This is a genomic window from Candidatus Arsenophonus nilaparvatae (assembly GCF_045346035.1).
Taxonomy (GTDB): domain Bacteria; phylum Pseudomonadota; class Gammaproteobacteria; order Enterobacterales; family Enterobacteriaceae; genus Arsenophonus; species Arsenophonus nilaparvatae.
On the sequence record NZ_CP158507.1, the window covers coordinates 1946290 to 1968818 of the forward strand.

General features: G+C 39.0%; 20 protein-coding genes. 1 reads left to right on the plus strand and 19 read right to left on the minus strand.

The features are described from left to right. Positions 1 to 47 precede the first annotated feature (47 nt). On the minus strand, positions 48 to 704 hold the full coding sequence (locus tag WH390_RS09325; protein WP_032115738.1) for a copper resistance protein NlpE N-terminal domain-containing protein: 657 nt from the start codon (positions 702 to 704) through the stop codon (positions 48 to 50). A gap of 269 nt (positions 705 to 973) precedes the next feature. On the opposite strand from WH390_RS09325, the gene rof reads away from it, so the two are divergent. Continuing rightward, positions 974 to 1240: a Rho-binding antiterminator gene (gene rof / locus WH390_RS09330; RefSeq protein WP_032115737.1), complete on the plus strand. Its 267-nt coding sequence runs from the start codon at positions 974 to 976 to the stop codon at positions 1238 to 1240. A 35-nt stretch (positions 1241 to 1275) separates the two neighbouring features. Here rof and tilS read toward each other — a convergent pair whose 3' ends face one another. The 18 genes from tilS to rpsB all read right to left on the minus strand — a co-directional run bounded on the left by tilS (position 1276) and on the right by rpsB (position 22495). Beyond that, the gene (gene tilS, locus WH390_RS09335) at positions 1276 to 2619 is read right to left on the minus strand and encodes a tRNA lysidine(34) synthetase TilS (RefSeq protein WP_032115736.1); all 1344 of its coding nucleotides are present in this window, start codon (positions 2617 to 2619) and stop codon (positions 1276 to 1278) included. 235 nt (positions 2620 to 2854) lie between these two features. Further along, positions 2855 to 3814: an acetyl-CoA carboxylase carboxyl transferase subunit alpha gene (accA, locus tag WH390_RS09340; RefSeq protein WP_310509607.1), complete on the minus strand. Its 960-nt coding sequence runs from the start codon at positions 3812 to 3814 to the stop codon at positions 2855 to 2857. Between the two features lie 11 nt (positions 3815 to 3825). Further along, positions 3826 to 7308, minus strand: coding sequence for a DNA polymerase III subunit alpha (dnaE, locus tag WH390_RS09345; RefSeq protein WP_406850567.1), 3483 nt, complete (start codon positions 7306 to 7308; stop codon positions 3826 to 3828). Between the two features lie 4 nt (positions 7309 to 7312). Further along, on the minus strand, positions 7313 to 7915 hold the full coding sequence (rnhB, locus tag WH390_RS09350) for a ribonuclease HII (RefSeq protein WP_032115733.1): 603 nt from the start codon (positions 7913 to 7915) through the stop codon (positions 7313 to 7315). After that, positions 7912 to 9060, minus strand: a complete 1149-nt coding sequence (lpxB, locus tag WH390_RS09355) for a lipid-A-disaccharide synthase (RefSeq protein WP_032115845.1) — start codon at positions 9058 to 9060, stop codon at positions 7912 to 7914. Before lpxB ends, rnhB begins: the two co-directional genes overlap by 4 nt. A gap of 49 nt (positions 9061 to 9109) precedes the next feature. After that, positions 9110 to 9907 carry an acyl-ACP--UDP-N-acetylglucosamine O-acyltransferase gene (gene lpxA / locus WH390_RS09360; RefSeq protein WP_032115844.1) on the minus strand — a complete coding sequence of 266 codons (798 nt, stop codon included), beginning with the start codon at positions 9905 to 9907 and terminating at the stop codon, positions 9110 to 9112. A gap of 14 nt (positions 9908 to 9921) precedes the next feature. Next, the gene (fabZ, locus tag WH390_RS09365) at positions 9922 to 10374 is read right to left on the minus strand and encodes a 3-hydroxyacyl-ACP dehydratase FabZ (protein WP_032115732.1); all 453 of its coding nucleotides are present in this window, start codon (positions 10372 to 10374) and stop codon (positions 9922 to 9924) included. 113 nt (positions 10375 to 10487) lie between these two features. After that, positions 10488 to 11516, minus strand: coding sequence for a UDP-3-O-(3-hydroxymyristoyl)glucosamine N-acyltransferase (lpxD, locus tag WH390_RS09370; protein ID WP_032115731.1), 1029 nt, complete (start codon positions 11514 to 11516; stop codon positions 10488 to 10490). 3 nt (positions 11517 to 11519) lie between these two features. Further along, on the minus strand, positions 11520 to 12011 hold the full coding sequence (locus tag WH390_RS09375) for an OmpH family outer membrane protein (protein ID WP_032115730.1): 492 nt from the start codon (positions 12009 to 12011) through the stop codon (positions 11520 to 11522). A gap of 60 nt (positions 12012 to 12071) precedes the next feature. Continuing rightward, positions 12072 to 14480: an outer membrane protein assembly factor BamA gene (gene bamA / locus WH390_RS09380; protein ID WP_406850568.1), complete on the minus strand. Its 2409-nt coding sequence runs from the start codon at positions 14478 to 14480 to the stop codon at positions 12072 to 12074. A 33-nt stretch (positions 14481 to 14513) separates the two neighbouring features. Beyond that, positions 14514 to 15869 carry a sigma E protease regulator RseP gene (gene rseP, locus WH390_RS09385; RefSeq protein ID WP_187290957.1) on the minus strand — a complete coding sequence of 452 codons (1356 nt, stop codon included), beginning with the start codon at positions 15867 to 15869 and terminating at the stop codon, positions 14514 to 14516. 12 nt (positions 15870 to 15881) lie between these two features. Beyond that, a complete protein-coding gene (gene cdsA / locus WH390_RS09390; protein WP_032115727.1) occupies positions 15882 to 16736 on the minus strand; it encodes a phosphatidate cytidylyltransferase in 855 nt (284 codons plus the stop codon). Between the two features lie 9 nt (positions 16737 to 16745). Next, a complete protein-coding gene (gene uppS, locus WH390_RS09395; RefSeq protein WP_032115726.1) occupies positions 16746 to 17501 on the minus strand; it encodes a polyprenyl diphosphate synthase in 756 nt (251 codons plus the stop codon). A 220-nt stretch (positions 17502 to 17721) separates the two neighbouring features. After that, a complete protein-coding gene (gene ispC / locus WH390_RS09400) occupies positions 17722 to 18924 on the minus strand; it encodes a 1-deoxy-D-xylulose-5-phosphate reductoisomerase (protein ID WP_032115725.1) in 1203 nt (400 codons plus the stop codon). A 145-nt stretch (positions 18925 to 19069) separates the two neighbouring features. Further along, positions 19070 to 19627, minus strand: a complete 558-nt coding sequence (gene frr / locus WH390_RS09405; RefSeq protein WP_032115724.1) for a ribosome recycling factor — start codon at positions 19625 to 19627, stop codon at positions 19070 to 19072. Between the two features lie 117 nt (positions 19628 to 19744). After that, positions 19745 to 20473, minus strand: a complete 729-nt coding sequence (gene pyrH / locus WH390_RS09410; RefSeq protein ID WP_032115723.1) for a UMP kinase — start codon at positions 20471 to 20473, stop codon at positions 19745 to 19747. 290 nt (positions 20474 to 20763) lie between these two features. After that, complete coding sequence (gene tsf, locus WH390_RS09415) at positions 20764 to 21615, minus strand: translation elongation factor Ts (RefSeq protein WP_032115722.1); 852 nt, start codon at positions 21613 to 21615, stop codon at positions 20764 to 20766. 154 nt (positions 21616 to 21769) lie between these two features. Then, positions 21770 to 22495 (minus strand): 30S ribosomal protein S2, encoded by a 726-nt coding sequence (gene rpsB / locus WH390_RS09420; RefSeq protein ID WP_032115721.1) that lies wholly within the window; start codon positions 22493 to 22495, stop codon positions 21770 to 21772. Positions 22496 to 22529 lie beyond the last annotated feature (34 nt).

A 22529-nucleotide genomic window follows, 5' to 3' on the forward strand; every position in this document is an offset into this window, starting at 1 on the left:
GCAAAATGCCCTGCTAAAAATAGCTGGGCATTTGATATATCTGATAATTAGTGAGAGTGACAAGTACGCAGTTTATCAAATTTAATCTCGCCGGTCTGGATCAAGGTTGCATCAAACAATCCATCTTCCATTGATGGGCGGATGGTGTAATAGCCTTCAACATAAACAGGTTTACCCGCTTCAATACCGGTTGCCAGATATCCTTTTTCTAAATCGATATTACTCACACTGTAAGTACGTCCGCTTTTACACTCTTTAAATAATGCCGCGTCAGCGATATAACTATATTCCCCGCTCTTTTTATCTGGCTTTACTTGCTCTAAGGTATAATTTAAATTACTTTCTATTCGATTTCCTTCCTGATCGAGATATTCTATTTTTTTACCATCAACGCTAGGTTGAAAATAGGTTTTTTGCTCATCAGAATCAATCAAAAAGAATTTAGTGCCTTTTTTAGTCCAATTTCCTGTAGTAAAAAAAGTATTTTTTTGTTCTTCCTTACCCAAATAGGTTAATTGCTCAATAAATTTACCATTCGGATTGAAAAGAACTGTTGTTTCAATACCTGAACAATCTGCACAAGGGAGTACGCCAGTATAAATTTTATCCATTGTTTGGCTTTGTGATTGTGGTAATTTATGCTGACAGCCAGCAAGGATCATCGCACTCATTGTGAGCAATATATTCAATACTTTTCGCTTCATTATCCGCTCCAAAATCCATTCTATAAAATAGATCTATTACAATAACATTTGGTTATTTTCGCCAAATCATTTTACCTAGTTACACAATATTTAAAACCATTTATTGATTTTCATTACGTACAATAAATATTAGCAAGCGTCATGCTAATTTTTCTCTCTTCGGTTGAAAAAAAGTATGGTGCTATTATGCGCTTTAATCAGTAAATGCTTATAATTACAAATATTCAAAGGCGGCAATAACCGCCACTTAACAATAGTGGTGAGGGATTATGTCTAAAGATACTGAATACAAACCAATTAACTGCGATGACTATGATTATTTAGAACTCGCTTGTCAGCATAGTCTTCAGTTAACCATAAAACTGGATAATGGAGAAATTATTGAAGGCAAAGCAATTGATTTGCTGTTAAAAAAACAGGTTGAATATCTGGTTGTTGATGTTGCTAGTGAAAAAAAACAACTGCGATTAGATCATATTGTTAGTTTTAGTCATCCGGAAATTGGCGACATCGTTATTGATCATTCTGGTTCATAAAAGAAATCTTGATTATACTTGCACAATAATACCCCTTACTTGAAAAGTAAGGATTTTTTATCCGTTATCCATTTTATTTTCAATTCAGACTGTCCTTGAATAGATTGTCCTGATTGAGTAATAAATACACCAACGGCTGCAATAAGTTCATCATTATAATAAATTAAAGGCGTTCTTTCCCTTAACCAAGGCGCTACACCTAACTCCTGCCAAAGCTTTTTACTCCGTCTGGCGTGCTGACGACCAATAATTTTAATATTTCCTTTTAATCCAAATCGAATAGTAACCTGCTCATTTGGTAACGGCGCCCGGAATCCGGTTCCCTTATCTGTGACTATTAGCGTACCTAAGTTATCAGGCAATTTAACCGCGGCAGGCAGCTGCCACGCTAAACAAATTTTAGTGAGATCGTTAAATTGTGGCAGCAACCAAAGCTGTTGTTTAAAACGTCGAATAACATTGTTGTTAGCTAATATAAATTGCGGCTCTGCATCTGGACGCGCACAGATCACGTCTTGCCAAATTTGTTTTAATTGAACACGAGAAGGCATCAAAATTCGATGTAAACTCAACCAGCGACGTAATATTGCGTTACGTTTCATTTCAGAATAACTTGCTAAAGTATCAAACTGCAAGGCTCCTTCTGCCGTTACTAGCTGAGATAAATAATCTTGTAGTAATTCATTGAGTAAAGCTTCTTGTTCTGCACACAAACTGGCGCTTCTGGCCACTGCTTGTGAAAAATGCGGCCAACGCCGGTTAAAATGCGGCATTATAGCTAAACGTAAAAAATTACGATCATAGCGCTGATCTTGATTACTATCATCTTCTATCCAAGAAAGCGATTTTTTTTCAGCATAAACAACCAATTGCTGACGGCTGAATGATAATAGTGGTCTAATTAAATTGGTATCAGCAAACGGAATAGAAATTGGCATCGCAGATAAACCTGCTGGCCCACTGCCCCGTTTTAATGCTAATAAAAAAGTTTCTGCTTGATCATCTAAATGTTGGGCAGTAACAATAATTTCTTCAGGTAATAGTATTTCACGAAACACTTGATATCGTGCATCCCGCGCCGCTGCTTCTATCCCTTTTTTAGTTGGGTCGATATAAACATGCTGTGAAGAAAACTCTACCTGCCAGTCGAAACAAACTTTCTGGCAATGGATAGCCCAATCATCAGCTTTATCATTAAGTCCATGATGAATATAAACCGCACGGATATTAAGGTTTGGCACTGTGGTTTGACGTAATGACACTAAGGCATGTAATAAAACTGTTGAATCTAGTCCACCACTGAAGCCTACCAATATTCGGCGTGTTGAGCCGATGGTTTTTATAATTTGGTTCAGTAATGCAGCCTCATCAACATTCATAATTATTATAACTACCTCTGTCGTAATTATTTATTGCTCTATTTTCTACTTATTATATTACTAGTGTTAATATAATTTATTGTATTAAGTAAAATTTATTTAAAAAATAAATTGAGGGATAAATTTTTTAATCATGATATCTGATGATGATCAAAGATGAAAAAATTTTAAATATTAAAAAATGGAAATAACCATTGATAGTTATTTCCATTTTTATACCTTAGCTAGCGTAAAATTAGCAATAACCACATTCCATTAAACGTTGATAACGGCGGTTTCTCAACTCTTCAGGACTAAATACATCGATATCACTCAAATCATTTAAAATACGCTGTTTAAGATTATGCGCAATTTGTTCATAATTACGATGCGCGCCACCCAACGGCTCTTCAACAATGTTGTCAATCAGATTAAGTGATTTTAAACGTGAAGCAGTGATCCCCATCGCTTCTGCAGCTAATGGGGCTTTATCCGCACTTTTCCAAAGAATAGAAGCACAACCCTCGGGTGAAATGACAGAATAAGTACTGTACTGCAGCATATTGACTTTATCACCAACGCCAATCGCTAATGCCCCTCCAGAGCCGCCCTCACCAATTACCGTACAGATAATAGGAACAGAGAGCCGGGACATTTCACGTAAATTACGGGCAATCGCTTCGGACTGACCGCGCTCTTCCGCTCCAACTCCTGGATAAGCTCCCGGTGTATCGATAAAGGTAATAATCGGTAACTTAAAACGCTCAGCAATTTCCATTAATCGTAAAGCCTTACGGTATCCTTCCGGTGCTGGCATGCCAAAATTACGCCGAATTTTTTCTTTAGTTTCACGTCCTTTCTGATGACCAATAATCATTACTGGACGCCCATCCAATCGAGCCAATCCACCAACAATGGCTTTATCATCAGCATAAGCACGATCACCCGCTAGCTCTTGGAAATGCGTGAATATACGTCCAGCATAATCCAGAGTGTAAGGTCGCATCGGGTGACGAGCAAGTTGTGCTATTTGCCAAGCACCTAAGTCAGAAAAAATTTTGCGTGTTAACTCTAAACTCTTTTCGCGAAGTCTAGCGACCTCTTCATCTAGGTCAATATCTAGCTTGGTATCCTGACGATTTACTGCCGTTAACGAGTCTATTTTTGCTTCCAACTCCGCAATCGGCTGTTCAAAATCCAGAAAATTAAGGCTCATAATATTCCTATTTAGTCAAATTCTAATTCTACCTGCTGATTACCTAGCAGAGTTCGCAGCTCAGTCAAAAGATTATCGGTCGGAGTAACCCGCCAAGTGACGCCTAATTTTAATTTAGCGCGAGCGTCTTTCTTCTGATAATAAAGATGAACCGGTATTGTTCCTGAACGATAAGGTTCCAATGTGCTACGAAGACGGTTTAATAATTGGTCATCAATTTGTCTATCTGTCAATGAAATAGCAATACCTCTAGCATATTTCTCACGAGCTTCACTAAGATCCATCAGTTCACGAACAGACATTTTATTACCACCATTGAAATCATCAAAGCTGACCTGACCTGTGGCAATTAATATTTTATCTTTCTCAAGTAGATGCTGATACTTTTCTAACGCATCTGAAAATAACATTATATCCAAGCGTCCAGAGCGATCATCCAAAGTACATATACCTATTCTGTTGCCACGCTTAGTGGTTACTACTTTAGCGGTCAGCGCTAAACCAACCACCGTTGACATCTGTCCTCGAGGCGTTGGATTCACATCCTTTAATCTTAATCCACTAGTATAACGTTCAATTTCAGACAAATAAGCGGTAATAGGATGTCCCGTTAAATAGAGACCCAATGTTTCGCGTTCACCTTCTAATATAAGCTGTTCAGGCCATTTAGCTACACTAGCATAAGATTGTTCAACCTGCTCAGGCGCTTCAGCTAATACGCCAAACATATCAGTTTGTCCAATTGCTTCAGCTTTAGCGTGTTGATCTGCCGCTTTTAAGGCATCTTCTAATGAAGACATTAATGCAGCACGGTGCGGACCTAAATGATCAAAAGCACCGGACATAATCAATTTTTCCATCACGCGACGATTAAGCTTTTTAGTATCAACCCGTGCACAAAGATCAAAAATTTCTTTAAAATAACCACCTTTTTGACGTGATTCAATAATAGCTTCTATTGGGCCTTCACCAACACCTTTTATGGCGCCAATGCCATAAACAATTTCACCGCTATCATTGACATGAAAATGATATAATCCACTGTTGATATCCGGTGGCAATACTTTCAACTCCATACGCCAACATTCATCAACTAAACCAACTACTTTCTCGGTATTATCCATATCCGCTGTCATCACTGCTGCCATAAACTCAGCCGGATAATGTGTTTTTAACCAAAGGGTCTGGTATGAAACTAAGGCATAAGCAGCAGAATGTGATTTATTAAATCCGTAACCGGCAAATTTTTCTACCAGGTCAAAGATTTTCATGCCTAACTCACCGTCAATACCATTTTTAACCGCCCCTGCCTCAAAAACTGAGCGCTGTTGTGCCATTTCTTCAGGCTTTTTCTTACCCATCGCCCGACGGAGCATATCTGCTCCCCCTAGCGTATAACCAGCAAGCACCTGAGCAATCTGCATAACTTGTTCTTGATAAAGAATGATACCGTAGGTAGGCTCTAAAACCGGTTGTAATGATTCATGCTGCCATTCAACATCAGGATAAGAGATGGCTTCTCGTCCATGCTTACGATCAATAAAATTATCCACCATCCCTGACTGTAATGGGCCGGGACGAAAAAGTGCAACCAGAGCAATCATATCTTCAAAGCAATCAGGGCGTAATCGCTTAATCAAGTCTTTCATACCCCGAGATTCTAGTTGGAATACCGCTGTCGTTTCGGCCCGTTGTAATAGTTCAAAACATTTTTGATCATCGAGAGGGATGGTCGCGATATCGATGGGCGCTAAATTTTGTTTTGCCCGGCGTTGATTAATCATATCTAACGCCCAACTAATAATTGTTAAAGTCCTTAGACCAAGAAAATCAAATTTTACCAGCCCGGCATATTCAACATCATTTTTATCAAATTGGGTAAGCGGATTTTGTCCTTCAGGATCACAATAAAGGGGGGAAAAATCTGTTATTTTGGTAGGCGCAATAACTACGCCACCCGCATGTTTACCTGCATTACGTGTCACACCTTCAAGTTTGCGCGCCATGTCTATTAATGCTTTAACTTCTTCATCAGCATCATAAATTTCTTGCAATTGTGGTTCTACAACGAATGCTTTTTCAAGCGTCATACCGGGATCCGGCGGAACTAATTTGGCGATACGATCAACAAATCCATACGGATGCCCCAGTACCCGACCAACATCTCGAATAACCGCTTTTGCGGCCATGGTACCAAAAGTAATAATTTGCGAGACAGCATCACGACCATACATTTGCGCCACATGTTCAATGACCTGATCGCGCTTTTCCATACAAAAATCAACATCAAAGTCAGGCATGGAAACACGATCAGGATTAAGAAAACGCTCAAATAGCAGATCAAATTGAAGTGGATCCAAGTCCGTAATTTTTAATGCATAAGCGACTAATGAGCCTGCGCCTGATCCTCGTCCCGGGCCTACCGGAATAGCGTTATCTTTTGACCATTGAATAAATTCCATTACGATCAGAAAATAACCAGGAAATCCCATCTGATTAATCACTCGTAACTCGATATCTAAACGTTGATCATATTCAATCCGTCGCTCAGCTCTCTCCTTCTCGTCGGGATAAAGAAATTGTAAACGCTCTTCTAACCCGGCTTTTGCACATTTGATCAGGAAATCTTCTGTTACCATATCGCCGGTCGGGAATTGCGGCAAAAAATATTCGCCTAAACGCATCATTACATTACAGCGCTTAGCAATTTCGACACTATTTTCCAACGCCTCAGGAATGTCGGCAAATAACTCAACCATTTCCTGTTCACTGCGTAGATATTGCTGAGGACTATAATTTTTTGGTTTTTTCGGATCAGCGAGTGTAAAACCATCATGGATCGCGACCCGTATTTCATGGGCAGCAAAATCATCGCTATTAATAAAGCGTACATTATTCGTGGCAACGACTGGCACACCTTTTTGTGCAGCCAATTGGACAGCGGCATGTAAATAACTCTCTTCATCAGGCCGTCCAGTTCTGGCAATTTCTAGATAATAGTTATCTGGGAAATGGGTTTGATAAAAATCCAAACATTGTTCAACTAGTTGCTGATTTCCGCGCAACAAAAATTTACCCACATCTCCCATGCAGCCACCAGAGAGTAATAATAGTCCCTCTTTATGGGTTACTAGCCAGTCTCGTTTGATAGTTGGTCCGATCACGCCATAGCCTTTTTGATAGGCTGCGGAAATAAGCAGGGTTAGATTATGGTAACCTTTATTATCCCTAGCCAGGATAGTCAAATGGGCAACTTCATCGCCGAGTAATTCACTCTCTAGATAAAAATCTGCACCAATAATTGGCTTAACTCCGGCAGAATGTGCCGCACCATAAAATTTTATTAAACCATAAAGATTGGTAAAATCGGTTATTGCCAATGCAGGCATACCTAATTCTGCCACTCGATTAACGAGTGGATTAATTTTTGCTAATCCATCAATAATGGAATAGTCACTATGTACGCGTAAGTGTATAAAACGTGGTTCGGCCATTTTCTTAGCTATACTCTTTGCAACTCAGTACTCGGCGAACAGGCGCAAAACTTTTGCGATGAAACTGTGTTGCACCATGCTGAGCAAGTTTTTCTAAATGAAATGCCGTTGGGTAGCCTTTATGTTGAGCAAAACCATATTCTGGATAAAGGATATCTAACTCGCGCATTTCCCTATCTCGGGTCACTTTCGCTAATATTGACGCGGCACTAATTTCCTGCACCAAACTATCACCTTTAATAATCGCCTGAGAAGGTACAGCAAAGCCTGGGCTCTTATTGCCATCGACCAAAACAAAATCAGGCATAGTGGTAAGTGCCGCCACTGCCCTGCGCATGGCTAAAAAAGTTGCCTGCAATATGTTGATTTTATCAATCTCTTCAGGCTCTGCACGCCCAATGCTCCAACACAATGCTTTGTTTTGAATTTCAATATAAAGTACATTACGCCGCTTTTCGGTTAATTTTTTTGAATCCGCCAATCCTATTATTGGCTGTTTGGGATCTAAAATCACGGCGGCTGTCACTACTGCTCCAACTAAAGGTCCTCGACCAACCTCATCAACACCCGCAATAAATTTTGCTTTAGGATAAATAAAATTATTCATTTTATACTTAGCTCCAAGACAGCCTCCGCCGCTTGTTGATCAGCATGACAACGGATACTTTCATGTAGTTGCAAGAAGGTTTGTTTTAGCTGCTCAACCTTTTTTTCGTCGATTAGTAAAGACTTAAGTGAGCCAGCCAATTGTTCTGGTTGACAATCTTGCTGAATATATTCTTTAACCAATTCTTCGCCCGCCAATAAATTAGGCAATGAAATAAAAGGGGTTTTAACCAAACGTTTAGCTAGCCAATAAGTCACTGATTTCATTCGATATCCAACTACCATCGGACATTTTGCTAACATACATTCTAATGAAGCTGTTCCCGAAGCTAATAAAGTTACATCGGCTGCGATCATAGCTATCCGCGCTTGGCCATCTAAAATTTTCAGTGGTAAGGTTGGCGAAATCTCACGATAAATCGCTTCAAACTGCTGCCGGCGCTGTTGATTGACGATAGGAACTAAGATTTGCAAATGAGGAAAGTCTTTTAGCAAAATTTGGGCTGCGTGCAAAAAGTCTGCACTTAACATTTCAACTTCAGCCCGACGGCTACCCGGCAAAATGGCCAAACACTTAGCATCATGGGCTATATTTAGTTGTGCTCTGGCAGCCTGTTTATCAGGCTGTAGCGGTATGATATCAGCCATCGTATGGCCGATAAAACGGCAGGGAATGTTGTAACGGTCATAAAACCTTTTTTCGAAGGGTAACAAAGCAAGCACCAGGTCGGTCGCCTCCCCTATCTTGAAAACACGATCTTGTCTCCACGCCCAAACAGAAGGACTGACGTAATGAATGGTTTTGACCCCCGTTTGCTTTAATTTTCGCTCAAGGGTAATATTAAAGTCAGGCGCATCTATGCCAACAAATACATCTGGTCGCAATTTAGCGAAACGTTTAGTTAGGTCAGCTCGAATTTTTAATAATCGCGCTAGTCGACCCAAAACTTCAACAATCCCCATCACAGCAAGCTCTTCCATTTCATACCAGGCTTCACAGCCCTCAGCTTGCATTAATGGGCCTGCGACACCAACAAAACGCGCATTAGGGACTTGCTGTTTTAGCGCACGAATAAGACCTGCACCAAGTATGTCGCCTGATGTTTCTCCTGCAACGAGACCAATAGTCAAAGGTCGTTGTTGAATTGCAACTTGATGACTATTCGCCAAAGATTTCTCCTATTCAGGTTGCTTGTTAACGAATAATCCCGCGGTTAGATTGCGCTGAATTTTCTAAAAAATCACTCAGTATTTTTACCTGTTGATTTTTTTCACCTAGAACGACCAATTCTTGTCTGGCCTCATCTAGCGTTTTACCACATCGGTAAAGGATTTTATACGCATTCCTAATCGCATGTAGTGATTCTTTATCAAAGCCTCGACGTTTTAAACCTTCAATATTCACACCATAAGGAGTCGCATGATTACCTTGCGCAATGACATAAGGCGGAACATCTTGGGCAACACCAGAGCAGCCACCAACCATAACATGAGCACCAATTTGGCAAAATTGATGCACCGCACTCATACCACCAATGATGGCATAATCATCTAGTTTAACATGTCCACCAAGCGTACCGTTATTAGCAATTATACAATAATTGCCTAGCAAACAATCATGGGCTATATGGGTATTTACCATCAATAGATTATCATGACCTATTTTGGTTAAACCTCCGCCTTGTAGGGTTCCACGGTGAATGGTACAACTCTCCCTAATACGATTGCGATCACCAATCTCAACTCGAGTTGGTTCTCCTTGGTATTTTAGATCCTGATTAATTTCACCTATCGTGACAAACTGAAATATCTGGTTATTACAACCAATTTTGGTATTGCCATTGACAACCACATGAGATTTCAGTGTGGTATCTGCACCAATTTCAACCTGAGAACCAATATAGCAAAACGGGCCTATGTGGACATTTGCACCGATAATCGCGCCCTCTTTAATAATAGAAGAGGGATGAATAATCGCTGTTTTATTAATCATATCAGCCCTCATTTTTATGCTTCTTGGCTGCGAGCACACATCATTGTCGCTTCACAAACAACTTTTTCATCCACTTTTGCAATACCTTTAAAACGCGTCAAACCACGCTTAGTTTTAACAAACGTTACCTCAAAAATCATCTGATCACCAGGTTGCACCGGATGTTTAAATCTTGCTTCGTCAATACCAGCAAAATAATAAAGTTCGCCAGGCTCTAATTTTCCCACACTCTTGAAAGCTAAAATACCAGCCGCCTGAGCCATTGCCTCAAGAATTAATACCCCCGGAAATATTGGTTTACCCGGAAAATGACCTTGAAAGAAAGGTTCATTGAAAGAGACATTTTTTACTGCTCGTAAAAATTTACCTTCTTCAAAATCCAATACACGATCAACTAACAAAAAAGGATAGCGATGGGGTAACAAACCTAAAATTTCTTCTATATCCAGAGTATGTTTATCACTCATAGAAAAGACTCTTCTTGTTTAAATTTAAAAAATTATATATTAATAATGCGGCCTGCTTTAACCCTCAATAAGGTAATCTGCAGGCCGCAATTAACAAATCTACACAGCAGTATTTAGTTATCTTTACTAAATACCTTACGTTCTAGTGCCTTCATACGCTTGGCCATTTCATTAATATTCATGACTAAAGCGGCTGTTTTTCGCCAAACCTTATTTGGCTGTAATGGGATGCCAGAAGAGTAAATTCCCGGCTCACTAATTGGACGCATTACCATTCCCATTCCGGTTATAGTAACTTTATCACAAATTTCCATATGTCCATTAATCACGCTGGCACCACCAATCATACAATATTGGCCTATTTTCAGGCTACCGGCCATAATAACACCACCAGCAATAGCACTATGATCACCGATAATCACATTGTGAGCAATCTGACATTGGTTATCAATGATAACCCCATTACCAATTATTGTATTCTCTAGTGCACCGCGGTCAATGGTGGTACAAGCACCAATTTCAACATTATTTCCAATAATAACTGTACCTAATTGAGGTATTTTTATCCATTGGCCTTTTTCATTTGCATAGCCAAAACCATCTGAACCAATAACTGTTCCAGATTGGATAAGACACTGTTCACCTATCTCGACACTATGATAGACAGAAACATTTGCCCATAAACGCGTAGACTGACTGATCTTGACATTTTTACCAATAAAGCAACCTGCGCCAATAATAACCTGATTACCTAATGTCGCCCCTGACTCAATAACGGCATTAGCGCCAATGGCAACATCTTCGCCGAGCTTAACATCTTCCGCAATAACCGCTGAAGGATGGATATTTTGTGCAGGTTTTGGCGTGGTATCCAAAATTTGAGCTAATCGAGCATAGGCAAGATAAGGATCTTTAACCACTAATGCGGCTATTTTACTCTCGGCTAGATCCTCTTGCTTTAATACCACAGCAGCAGCTTTGCATTTTGCCAATTGCGTTAGGTAACGGCTATCCGATAAAAAAGTAATTTGCCCTTCCTTCGCTAAATGCATAGGCGCAATAGCGGTAATGGTAATATTACCATCACCATGTAGCTGCGCGTCCAATTGCTGGGCTAAATCAGCTAATCGAATAGAAACCATCTATTATTTAACCTTCTTAATAACCAGATCGGTAATATTTTTCAGGCTAGAACTGTTTTCCGGATAGAGAACCGCATTTACGTCAACAACCACGTCGTAACGCTCTTTTTCTGCAACCGCTTTAGTTGCGGTCTTTATCGTTTGCAATATTTTATTGCGCTCTTCTTGCTGACGACGTTGGTTATCTTGTTCAAATTGCTGTGCTTTTTGAAGAAAATCTTTCCGCTTAGCCTCAAACGCTTGAAGATCTTTTTCATTAGGCTTAGCGGCGCTTTTTTGCAATTTTTCTGCCCGAGCCTGTAAATCTTTTTCCATATTTTGCAACTCATTAGCGCGTCCTTTGAACTCTTTTTCAAGTTGCTTAGTTACCGCTTTACTGGTTGCTATGTTCTGAAAAACTTCACCGACGTTAATAACGGCAACTTTCTCTGCATAAGCACTGGCAGATACAGATAAAATCAAACCTAAACCTGCTGCACACAACAATTTTTTCACACTAAACTCCTTATCTCTTATGATCTGACCACAAGCGAATCGATGAATTGAATTGACGTTTTACCACGTCCTACCAATATTAAACTGAAACTCTTCAGATTTGTCACCTTCATAATCTTTTATTGGCTTGGCATAAGAAAAGACCAGCGGACCAAGTGGTGACATCCATTGTAATGCAATCCCTGTCGAAACTCGAATATTGGATGCCTTACCATAGTCAGGCATTCCTGCTCTCCAGCTTGCGGGGGTGTTACTCCAATTCGAATCCCAAACAGTACCCGCATCAATAAAGAAAGAAGTTCTGATCGAATTAGCATACTTTTCATCAATAAACGGGGTTGGCGTAATTAACTCCAAGGACGCTGTTGCCATTGCATTGCCGCCAACTGCATCCGTTGAGGGACTACCCGATTTTGGGTTGATTTCCCCAGTTGTTTTATCTTTTTCAAGATAAATTGCTTTAGGGCCGATATTATTAGAACGAAAACCACGTACCGTACCAGCACCTCCAGCATAAAAGTTTTCATAAAATGGTAATTCTTTTCCACCAAAACCATTACCATAACCTAACTGTGCCCGGCCTAATAATACCCATTTGTTATCCTCATCAATGGGATAATATTGCGATGTATCAAACCGAATCTTATAGTATTGATTATTAGAACCGGGAATGGTGATTTTACTATTTAATGAAGTTTTATTGCCCGCTGTCGGGAAGAAACCACGATCTAGGTTATTATAAGTCCAACCTAAATTAAGGGTAAAATCATTAGCATTATAGCGCGCTTTATCATCAAAATTAGGATTTTCGCCCATACTTTGTAAATAACGCCACATTCCAACTTGAGCTTTCATATCAGACAGGGAGTTATGAACAAAACCTGCCCCAATTCGAAACGCATTATTTTCATTAAAAGGAAAACTCAAGGTACTATCAACACCATAAGTTTTATTATTATAGCGTGAAAGATCGGCATCCTTGGCACTAAAATCATTATAGAATAATCGGCCACCCAAGCTGACACCATTAACGGTAAAATAAGGATCGGTTAATGATAATTCCGCATAAGTCGAATAATCATTCTTGCTTGCACTAATACCAACAGCATTACCAGTACCAAGCCAGTTTTCTTGTTGAACACCGACTTGGAAACTGATACCACTTTCAGTACCAAAACCAATGCCGAAGTTCATCGAGCCGGTATTACGTTCTTTAACTTTATAGACCACATCAACTTGATCAGGTGTACCAGGTACACGTTGCGTTTCAACATCAACGGTTTCGAAAAAACCGGTCCGATTTAATCGTTCTTTGCCTAGGTTAACCAAATCATTGCCTAACCAAGCGCCTTCCATCTGACGCATCTCACGACGTAAAACAGAATCTTTACTAACATCATTGCCGACAAAACGGATTTGGCGAACATAGAAACGGCTACCTGCATCAACATTCACATGCAGTTTAACGGTTTTATCTTCATCATTGATTTCAGGTTGGGTAATAACACGAGGATAAGCATAACCATAACGACCGAGGAGATCCTTAATTTTGTTCTCCATGTTAGTAACTTCAGTACCATTATAAAGCGAAGAAGGTTTGATGGTGATTAATTGGTTGATTTCATCATAATGGCCAGCAGTTTCGCCATTTAATTCAACGCCGGATATGGTATATTTATCACCTTCTGTCACATTGATAGTGACATAAATACCTTTCTTATCAGGTGTCAGACTGACATTAGTTGAGTCGATATTAAATTTGGCATAACCTCGGTCGAGATAAAAACTGCGTAGGGTTTCTAAATCACCTGCCAGTTTTTGTTTCTGATATTTTTGATCAGCAATAAAATTCCACCAGGGTACATCATCACGTAATTGAAAACGATTTACCAATTCACCCGTGGTAAATGCTTTATTACCGACGATATTAATCTGTTGGATCTTAGCTGAAACGCCTTCAGAAAAGATTAATTTTAAGTCAACACGATTACGCGGTAGCGGTGTGACTACTGCTTTAACTGTCGCATTATACTTACCAACACTGTAATAAAAATCTTCCAGACCCTTTTCGATATTCGCCAGTTTTGTGCGATCGAGGGCTTCACCAACGCGAATATTGGAAGCCTCAAGATTTTGCTTTAATAAATCGTCTTTAACCGACTTATTACCAGAGAATGTAATGCTTGCAATAGTTGGCCGCTCTTTTACTTGAACTATAAGCGTATTTCCATCACGCAAAACTCTAACATCTTCGAAATTACCCGTTGAAAATAGCGCTCGAATAGTACGACCTATATCGTCATTATTAATCGTATCTCCTACCCGAACAGGCATATTCAATAGTGCTGCACCAACGGCGACGCGTTGAAGACCTTCAAAATGAATATCTTGAACTACAAACCCGTCTGAACCGTATGCAGTGGCGCTGCCAAATAGCAGCGATGCTATGAGCAACTTTTTCATCGCCATTGTTGTTATGAGTATTCCTAACTAGTCTCTCTCTTAAAGACGAGAGAAATCATTGAAAAGTGCAAGCCCCATTAATAATATCAATGCAATAGCACCAATACGATAGCTGAAGTCTTGTACACGCTCAGACACTGGTTTTCCTTTAATCTTTTCGATTAACAAGAAAAGTAAGTGCCCACCATCTAATACAGGCAAAGGAAACAGGTTAATGATCCCTAAATTGACACTAATTAATGCAATAAACATCAGATAATACACTAACCCAGACTCAGCGGAAATGCCGGCTCCTTTTGCAATAGAAACAGGCCCACTAAGATTATTGAGTTTAATATCACCAGTGACCAATTTACCTATCATGCTAACTGTCAACTTCATCAACTGCCAAGTTTTATCCGTTGCCTGGTACAACGCATAAAACGGACCATATTGCTGAGTGATTTTATACTCATCTGCAAGTGGTATTACTGATAATTCAAGCCCGGCAAATCCAATTTGCCGCCCTTTAGCTATCGTTTTTACTTCTGGTGTTAACGTTAATTGCTGCTGTTCACCTTGTCTTTCGATCGTCAATAACAATGGAATATTAGGACTTTGCCGAACAAAATAGGTGAATGGATGCCAAACATCTATTATCTGATCACCCACTTTTACAATTCTGTCTTCTACTTGTAAACCTGATAATGCCGCCGCTGAGCCAGGTTGAATATTACGCACAATGGGATCTTGCCTGGCACTAACTGGCATAATTCCTAAAGATAAAACCGGATCCTGAGTTTCTGGATCAAAATGCCATTCCCGCAAATCAATCACTTTTTTTATCGGCGTTGAATTTCCAATAGGTAAAACCTTCATGCTTAATTCTTCATCACCAATTTTACTAATTAAGGCGAGACGAACTGCGTTCCAGTCAGGGGTTTCGATACCATCTATTGATTTTAGTTCCATACCTGGTGAAATATTTGCTTGCTCAGCAATCGAGTTTGACTGAATATCTTCAATGACTGGACGCACGGAAGGGATACCAATAATGAAAACTAACCAATAAACAAATATTGCCAATAAAAAATTGGCTATTGGCCCTGCACTAATCACTGCAGCACGTTGTCCTACTGTTTTATTATTAAAAGCAAAGTGGCGACGCTCTGGTGCTACAGCGGCTACTCGCTCATCTAGCATTTTAACATAGCCACCTAACGGGATCAGGGCGATAACAAATTCTGTACCATGACGATCGACTTTACGCCATAAGGCTTTGCCAAAACCAATGGAGAAACGCTCAACATAAATACCACAACGCCTAGCCACCCAGAAATGGCCAAATTCATGTACGATAATTAGCACACCTAATGCAATAATAAATGCCGCTAAACTCCAAACAAATCCCATGATATACCTTAAAAACTAAAAAAATAACAATGTCAATCCTGCAAAAACAGGTATAGCCGCGGTCAAACTATCGATTCTATCTAATACGCCACCATGTCCTGGAATTAAATGACTACTATCTTTGATGCCAGCCTGACGTTTAAACATACTTTCCGTTAAATCACCAAAAACAGAAATAATTACAACAATAACAGAACAAAATAGTAAATTCTTGGATATTAATAAAACAGGAACAAATAAACTAAATAGCCAGGCTATAATACCTGCTGTCAGCATTCCACCAAGCATACCTTCCAAGGTTTTACCAGGAGAAACCTTCGCCGCCAATTTATGTTTACCAAATAAATGTCCAAAAAAATAAGCGCCACTATCTGCACTCCAAACTAATAGCATGACATAAAGCACCCACCAAGCACCGATAAAATTGTCAATATGATAATCGACGCTTTTTAACACCAACATGCCACAGTAAAAAGGTAAAATGGTTAAAACACCAAACAAAATTTTTAATATTACTGACTGAGACCAGAATCGAGCAGAAGTAGGAAAAGTGACAACCAATATTATCGCAACTAACCACCAAACTAACCCAGCCGATAAAATATAAAAAATCAAAGGCTCTGTTGTTAATTGACTGAGATCCTGAAATGACAATTGTAAACCCAATAAACAAATACCAAATAAAACAGCAGATATAATTCGTTTAATCTGCACTGTCCAGCCAATAAACTGGCTCCATTCCCAAGCAGCTAACGAGCAAATAACAATGATAACATAACCAAACAAGTTAGGAGGTAAGAAAAAAAGTGCCGCGATAACTAATGGAATAAGTATGATAGCTGTAATGATACGAGCATTTAAGTTTAGCAAAAGAGTCCCCTATTCTTCATTGATATCATCAGGCTCAGTGTTACCAAAACGTCGTTCACGCTGATTAAAAGCCACAATTGCACTTTTGAAAGCTTCCTCATCAAAATCCGGCCAGAGCACATCGGTAAAATAAAATTCAGCATAAGCAATCTGCCATAAAAGAAAATTACTGATGCGATATTCTCTCCCAGTTCTAATAACTAAATCAACGGTTGGTTGATCATGTAGACTAATAAATTCATTTACCGTATCTTCGTTAATATTTTCTGGTAATAATGAACCCGCTTTAATTTTCTCTGCAATAAGTCCCATTGCATGGGTAATATCCCAACGACCACCATAATTAGCGGCAATATTGAGTTGTAATCCGGTATTATTTGCGGTTAAGTCAACCGCGTGTTTGATACGATTTTGTAATTTAGTTTTAAATCGGCTGATATCGCCAATAATCGTTAATTTTACATTATGAATATTTAAATTTTTAACTTCATCATCCAGAAACCAAGTAAAAAGTTCCATCAGAGCACTAACCTCAGTTTCTGGTCGATTCCAATTTTCACTACTAAACGCATAGAGCGTTAAAGACTGAATCTCATTTTCAACAGCAAATTTAACCGCTTTTTGTACCGCTTCTGTTCCTGCTCGATGCCCTTTAATTCTTAACTTTCCATGTTGCTTAGCCCAGCGTCCATTACCATCCATAATAATAGCAACATGCCTCGGAATTCGTTGCTGTGAGCTATCATTATCATACATAAGTTTCATGCCAAAAAAGTTCCTTTACTATAAGCTTACATAACTATTGCGCTTAATTATTTTGGATAATAAAAATAAAATTACTTAAGATGAATCAAAAAATTTCCATATTTACTAATAAGTTAATAGTTAGCTCTTTATTCATTTTTGATATCCTTAACCCATTATAATTTTATAAAAGTTTAATCTGAGATAAATATAAAAACATTTGAGCAGCTAAAATTCTTTATTAATAGGATATTACTAATGTTTCAATATAATTAATTGCCATTTGACGCGCTTCGCTATCAATCGCTAACACTGCATCAATGCTATCAGGTTCGGCCAAACTTAACCTTTCTACTGTATCCAAATTAACTTGCGCAATATCAGTAAATCGAAGCTTTCCGGCCAAAAATGCAGCAACAGAAACTTCATTCGCAGCATTTAAAATTGTGGTTGCTGCTTGCCCATGATGACAAGCATCAATCGCTAATTTCAAACAGGGGTAACGTTGGTAATCTGGAGCAATAAAAGTTAATGAAGATAATTGTTTAAAATCAAGTGCCGCTGCACCTGAAGGGATACGATCTGGATAAGCCATACTATAGGAAATCGGTGTTCTCATATCAGGCGTACCTAATTGAGCGATCACACTTCCATCCTGATAGCGTACCATGGAATGAATAACAGATTGTGGATGAATAATAACTTCAATTTGTTCGGCTGAAGCATTAAAAAAATACCGAGCTTCAATATACTCAAGCCCTTTATTCATCATCGTTGCCGAATCAACCGAGATCTTACGCCCCATAGACCAATTAGGGTGATTGCAAGCCTCATTAGGCGTCATGTTCTTAAGAGAAGCGAGCGGAATTTCACGAAAAGGACCACCCGAGCCAGTTAATACTATGCGCGTTATTCCATGTTGTTCAAGATTAGCAAAACCTAAATTATGCTGAATTTCAGTCGGTAAACTTTGAAATATCGCATTATGTTCACTATCAATAGGCAGGACCTGAGCACCATATTTTTTAATTGCGTCGAAAAACAGTTGCCCACTAGTAATTAATGACTCTTTATTGGCTAATAAAATACGCTTACCTTGGCGAATCGCAGCTAATGTTGGCATTAATCCAGCAATTCCGGTAATTGCGGACATCACTTGATCAACATTATCAAGCGCCGCTAGTTCACAAACTCCCTTTTGGCCTGCTAAGACTTCAGTTTTACATCCGTGTTTATTTAGTATGCTTCTTAGATTATTGGCTAATTTTTCGTCTGACATAGCAGCATATTGTGGCTGGAATTCTAAGCATTGCTGAACCATAGTAGCCACATTTTTATGTGCAACTAATGCGATAATTTCAAATTTCGCTGGATTTTTTTTGACTACTGATAGTGTCGTTTTACCAATTGAACCCGTCGAGCCTAAAATTGTCAGACGTATCATTGTGATATATATGCTCTACTATTTAATTAAAAAGAATTATTCTTAACTCAGCCATATAGCATAACATAAAATGGAGCAATAAATTTAAAGATATAATAAAGCCATACTTACTTTTATATAGCTTATGGCTTTATTATAAAAATGTTTAAAATTCCATCAATTCTTTTTCTTTTTGTTCCAGAGCTTCATCAACTTTTTTGATAAAATTATCGGTCAACTTCTGGATTTCATCTTGTGCTCGACGTTCATCATCCTCACTAATTTCTTTATCTTTTAGTAATGCCTTGATTTTATCATTCGCATCACGTCGTGCATTACGAACAGATACACGTCCCTGCTCAGCATCATTACGGACAACTTTAATCAAATCCTTACGTCGTTCTTCCGTCAACGGTGGTAAAGGCACCCGTATTATGGTTCCTGCTGAAGAAGGATTAAGACCTAGATCTGATGCCATAATGGCCTTTTCCACTGCTGGTGCTAACGTACGATCAAACACAGTAATGGCGAGTGTACGTGAATCCTCAGCGGTAATATTCGCTAACTGACGTAACGGCGTTGCAGCACCATAATATTCAACCATGATACCATCCAATAAACTTGGCGATGCACGGCCGGTACGAACTTTATTAATTTGACTTTTCAATGCTTCGACGCTTTTTTCCATACGCTCTTGAGCATCTTTTTTGATTTCATTAATCACATTTAAACCCTTAGCAACTGGTTATAAATATTAGGCTATAACCGATAACCCAATTCAATTATTTTAACGATGCTGATAATATCATACCGCCAAAAATCATCCATGTCTCTCAGGAGATTAATCACACGAGATTAACGTGCCTTCATTTTCACCCATCACAATTCGACGTAACGCACCGGGTTTATTCATGTTAAAAACGCGAATAGGTAAATTATGATCACGAGCCAGCGTAAATGCTGCCAAATCCATCACTTTTAATTCGCGTTCTAATACGTCCTGATACGTTAATTTATTATAAAAAACCGCATCTGAACTCTTCGATGGATCAGCAGAATAGACGCCATCAACTTTGGTTGCTTTTAAAACAACATCCGCCTCAATTTCTATCCCTCGTAAACAAGCCGCTGAATCTGTTGTAAAGAAAGGGTTGCCCGTTCCGGCCGAGAAAATAACAACTTTGCCATTACGAAGCAAACTAATCGCCTCAGCCCAACTATAATTGTCACACACACCATTTAATGGTATTGCAGACATCAGTCTGGCATTAACATATGCACGATGTAAAGCATCACGCATGGCTAATCCATTCATTACTGTCGCTAGCATTCCCATATGATCACCAACTACACGATTCATCCCAGCATCGGCTAGCCCTGCACCACGAAATAAGTTGCCACCACCAATAACGACACCAACTTGTATCGCTAACTCTACCAGTTCCTTAATTTCTTGTGCCATAAGATCTAAAACGCTCGCATCAATACCAAAACCTTCTGAACCTTGTAGAGCTTCGCCACTAAGCTTAAGCAAGATACGTTGATATACTGGTTTTGCATTAGTTGCCATGGTGTTTCGTCCTGAGCAGATAAATTATTGAAGGTTTAAAATTCTTAGTTCAAAGTCTGAATGTAAAATACTTGATTAATTACTTTTCTTCATTACTTTAGAAAAAGATAATTTAGTCTAAATACTAACCCTAATCCGTTGAATTAAGCATATGCTGAATTAAATAATTTAGTGGTATATTTACACATAAATTATCATTGATAATGTATTATCAGACAGATAAAAATAAATTATCGATATTAGATAAAACAGAACCGCCTATTGGCGGCTCTATTTAACAATTGGTATCATTATTTACTCATTGCCGCGACTTCAGCAGCAAAATCAGTTTCTACTTTTTCGATACCTTCACCAACTTCAAAACGGATAAAGTTAGTCACTGTTGCATTTTTCTCTTTTAGCAACGTACCAACTGTTTTACTTGGATCCATAACAAATTGTTGGCCAGTTAAAGAGATCTCACCGGTAAATTTATTCATGCGGCCAGTTACCATTTTTTCCGCAATTTCACGAGGTTTACCAGATTGCATTGCTATATCTAATTGAATTTGATGCTCATGAGCGACAACATCGGCTGGTACATCTGCTGGTGTAACATATTCGGGTTTGCTCGCCGCAATATGCATAGCAATATGTTTAATAAGCTCATCATCCGCACCGTTTGCAGACACAAGAACGCCAATACGAGCACCATGTAAATAACAGCCGATTTTTTCACCTTGTAGGATCTCGACTCGGCGAATATTAATATTTTCACCAATCTTGGCAACGATTGCTGTACGTTGTTCTTCAAATTTTGCCTTTAATTCTTCAATATTTGACAATTTATTTGCCACAACGAATTTTAGTACTTCATTACCAAATGCTACAAAACTCGCATCCTTAGCCACAAAATCCGTTTCACAATTCAACTCAAGCAATGCACCAAATTTGCCATCGGCAGAAATTTCCGCCATTACTACACCTTCGGCAGCCACTCGACCGGCTTTCTTAGCCGCTTTTGCTTGACCTGATTTACGCATATTATCGATAGCTAATTCAATATTTCCATCAGCTTCAACCAATGCTTTTTTACATTCCATCATACCTGCACCAGTACGTTCGCGCAGTTCTTTTACCAAAGCAGCGGTAATTCCAGACATGTGATTTATTCCTCAATCTATCTGATGGGAAATCATCCCATGCAGACAATTCTCATTCTGATAAGTAAAAAGGAGCCAATTAGGCCCCTATAACCAATATATTGTAATACCTGGTCCATAAGGGCTCTTCTATACTAACGAAGAGCTGGCCTTATTATTCAGTTTCTATCAAGTTTTCTTCTGGTTTAATCGCCTGATCTTTAGAACGACCTTCATGGACAGCTTTCGCAACTGCATCCAGATACAGTTTAACTGCACGGATCGCATCATCATTACCAGGGATGATATAATCAACACCATCTGGATCAGAGTTAGTATCAACAACCGCAAATACAGGGATACCTAAGTTGTTTGCTTCTTTTATAGCGATATGCTCATGTTCCGCATCAACAACAAATAAAGCGTCAGGCAAACCGCCCATCTCTTTAATACCACCCAAACTATTTTCTAACTTGCTAAGCTCACGGGTACGCATCAACGCTTCTTTTTTGGTCAACTTATCAAAAGTACCATCCTGAGATTGTGCTTCTAAATCTTTCAGGCGCTTAATAGACTGACGAACGGTTTTCCAGTTAGTCAGCATACCACCTAACCAGCGGTGGTTAACAAAATACTGATCACAACTATTAGCCGCTTCTTTTATCGATTCGCTTGCTGCGCGCTTAGTGCCAACAAACAGAATTTTGCCTTTTCGTGAAGCAATTTTAGTCAATTCAGCTAATGCTTCATTGAACATTGGAACAGTTTTTTCCAAATTAATGATATGCACTTTGTTGCGCGCACCAAAGATATAAGTTTTCATCTTTGGATTCCAGTAACGAGTTTGGTGACCAAAGTGAACGCCCGCCTGAAGCATATCGCGCATGGAAACAGTTGCCATTTAAACCTCTATAATTTAGTAAATTGGGGTTATG